Origin of the sequence: Streptococcus cristatus, from assembly GCF_963529205.1 — a bacterium.
Classification (GTDB): Bacteria; Bacillota; Bacilli; order Lactobacillales; family Streptococcaceae; genus Streptococcus; species Streptococcus cristatus_O.
The window spans coordinates 1-2,896 of record NZ_CAURYF010000076.1; the positions used below are offsets into that span (position 1 = coordinate 1).

Genomic DNA, 2,896 nt, shown 5'->3' on the forward strand with positions numbered 1-2,896 from the left:
ATATGCCATATTTCACTCTTTCTATAAATTCTTTTATCTTTTCTAAGTCCTTCTGCCCATTAGTTTCAACCCCGCTTGAGACATCAACTGCGTAAGGGGCAAAGTGCTGAATCGCTTCTCGGACATTTTCTACATTCAAACCACCGGCGATAAAGAAGGGCTGGTGGATTTGACCTTTATCAAAAGTTTGCCAGTCAAAGGTCTGACCACTACCAGCAAGAGGGGCATCAAAGAGCAGGTAGTCCCCCTCTTGGCTGACTTCTGTTAATGCTCCCTTGACCTGATAAGCTCGAATAACCGGCCGGCCAATCTGAGTCAGAAGCTCTTCATCAAAATCGCCATGAATCTGCACTAAATCCAGATTTACCTCTGAAATAGCTTCCTGCAGCTCTGACAAGCTCGGAGAAACGAAAACTCCTACCTTTCGGACAACAGGCGGCACCAAGACAGCTAGCTTCTGAGCTTGCTCCAAACTGACCCTCCGACGGCTCTCAGCAAAGACAAATCCAATGTAATCTGCACCAGCTTGGCATGCCGTTTCCACAGCGCTGGCCGTTGATAAGCCGCAAATCTTAACCTTTGTCAATTTTCAGCTCCTTGATTTTTTCTGCTACATTCTCAGCCTGCATCAGGGCTGTTCCGACTAAAACCGCATGGAAATAAGGAGCTACTAGCTCAGCATCTTCCTTGCTGAAAATAGCGGACTCAGATACGTAAACTCTGTCATCTTTGAAATGGGCAGATAGCTGGAGACTTGTATTGATATCTGTCTCAAAAGTAACTAGATTGCGGTTATTAACACCGATAATCCGAGTTCCTATTCTATGGGCAATTTCCAGCTCCGCCAGATTATGGGTTTCGACCAAAACTTCCAAGCCTAAACCCGTCGCAAAATTATAGAGTTCTTGCAGCCGCTTTTCAGACAAGGCAGCCACAATCAGAAGAATAACTGTCGCTCCAGCATTGCGGGCGCGAACAATCTGTTTTTCATCAATGATAAAGTCCTTATTGAGGGTTGGAATGGTCACTTGACTTGAAATCTCTCTCAGGTAATCCAGATGTCCTTTGAAGAAAATCTCATCTGTCAGGACTGAAATCATAGCTGCACCGCATCGTTCATAGGTGCGAGCCTGCTCCACAATATCCACACCGAGATTAATATCTCCCAGACTGGGACTAGCTTTTTTAACCTCAGCAATCAGCTGCAGCTCTTGAGGATGGCTTTTGAGATACTCATAGAGGGAATAGGTCGAGCGCAGGGGCTGCAGCTCTTCATAAGACATGACCGCCACTTCCTGCTCTTTTTGCTTTAGAATGGTCGGGAGAAATTCTTTGCTCATTTCTGATACTCCTGTAGTTGTTTGAGTTTTTCATAAGCTGCGCCACTAGCGATCACTTGACGGGCCAAAGCTATTCCATCTTCTATGCTTTCTGTTTTCCCATTAGCAAAGAAGCCTAGACCTGCATTCAGAACTGTCATTTCCAGATAGGGGCTGGCTTGATTTTGCAGGACAGATACCAGAATATCTGCATTTTCTTTGGCATTACCCCCACGAATTGCTTCAAGAGGGATTTCTTCCATACCAATATCTGACGGTAGAAAGCTATGCAGGCTGATCTCCCCATCTGCCAGCAAAGCGTACTGGGTACGACCATGAAGACCGGCCTCGTCCAGACCATCTGGGCCCGACACAACTACTGCACGCTTGCGCCCCATATTTTTCAAAACCTCTGCTGTGCTCTCTAGCATATCCGGCCGACTGGTGCCCAAAAGCTGGGTTTCTAGAGCCATCGGATGAATGAGTGGCCCAGTCAGGTTCATGATAGTGGGAACACCTAGACTGAGACGAGCTGGCATGATATATTTCATAGCTGGATGAAGATTTTTAGCAAAAAGAAAGACTATTCCCGTCTGATCAAAGACCTTACCCAAGCTGGCTGTATCCATGTTTAGGTTAATCCCCAAAGCTTCTAGAACATCAGCCGATCCTGATTTAGAAGTAATGGAGCGATTGCCGTGCTTAGCCATCTTGATCCCACCACCTGCTAATACGAAAGCCGCTGTGGTAGAAACATTGAAACTAAATGATTTGTCACCACCAGTTCCACAATTGTCCATGGCTGTGCGGATTGTAGTAGGGATCTGCGGAGTATGCCCTCGCATGGCCTGAGCCAAGGCTGTCCGTTCCTCTACTGTTTCCCCTTTCATCTTGAGAGCCAGCAAAAAGGCTGCAATTTGTGTTTCCGTTACTCTTCTAGTAACGATGCGCTCTAGCACATCTGACACTTCCGAGCTACTTAAATCCTTAAAATCGGCTAGTTTTGCAATAATTTCTTTCATAATTCTTCCCCTATTTGACTAAGTCGATGAAATTTTTGATAGACGATAAGCCATCCGGCGTGCCAATACTTTCTGGATGATACTGAAAACCATAAATGGGCAGGTGCTTGTGCTGGATAGCCATGATTGAGTTGTCATCAACTGCCCGAGCCGTCACTTCAAAGTCCTCTGGCATCTCTTCAATCAAAATCGAATGATAGCGCATGACCGGCTGCCCATCCTCAATCCCCTGATAGATAGGAGATTTCTCCTCAAAGCGCAGAATACTTTGCTTGCCGTGCATGACTTTGGGAGCCAAGCCTAGCTTTCCGCCAAATACTTCTGCAATGGCTTGGTGCCCTAAGCAAATCCCCAAAATCGGCTTCTTACCAGCAAAATCGCGAATAAGTTCTTCCATCCGTCCTGCATCTGCTGGCCAGCCTGGACCTGGAGACAGCACCAAGGCATCCGCTTCTTCTGCCGCTTGATAAAGGCCTGCATCATCATTTCGCAAGACCTTGACTTCTGCGAAATTGCCGATATACTGGGCTAGATTGTAAGTAAAAGAATCATAAT

The 2,896-nt window shown here is 46.3% G+C and carries 4 protein-coding genes; all 4 read right to left on the bottom strand.

The features are described from left to right. On the bottom strand, window positions 1-586 hold a 586-nt coding region (locus RWS39_RS09465; RefSeq protein ID WP_314482942.1), incomplete at its 3' end, for a phosphoribosylanthranilate isomerase. Continuing rightward, entirely contained in the window at window positions 573-1,340 is a 768-nt protein-coding gene (gene trpC / locus RWS39_RS09470) for an indole-3-glycerol phosphate synthase TrpC (protein ID WP_314482945.1), read from the bottom strand. The genes trpC and RWS39_RS09465, both read right to left, overlap by 14 nt. Next, complete coding sequence (trpD, locus tag RWS39_RS09475; protein WP_314482947.1) at window positions 1,337-2,341, bottom strand: anthranilate phosphoribosyltransferase; 1,005 nt, start codon at window positions 2,339-2,341, stop codon at window positions 1,337-1,339. Before trpD ends, trpC begins: the two co-directional genes overlap by 4 nt. Before the next feature lie 10 nt (window positions 2,342-2,351). Continuing rightward, on the bottom strand, window positions 2,352-2,896 hold a 545-nt coding region (locus RWS39_RS09480), incomplete at its 5' end, for an aminodeoxychorismate/anthranilate synthase component II (RefSeq protein WP_314482950.1).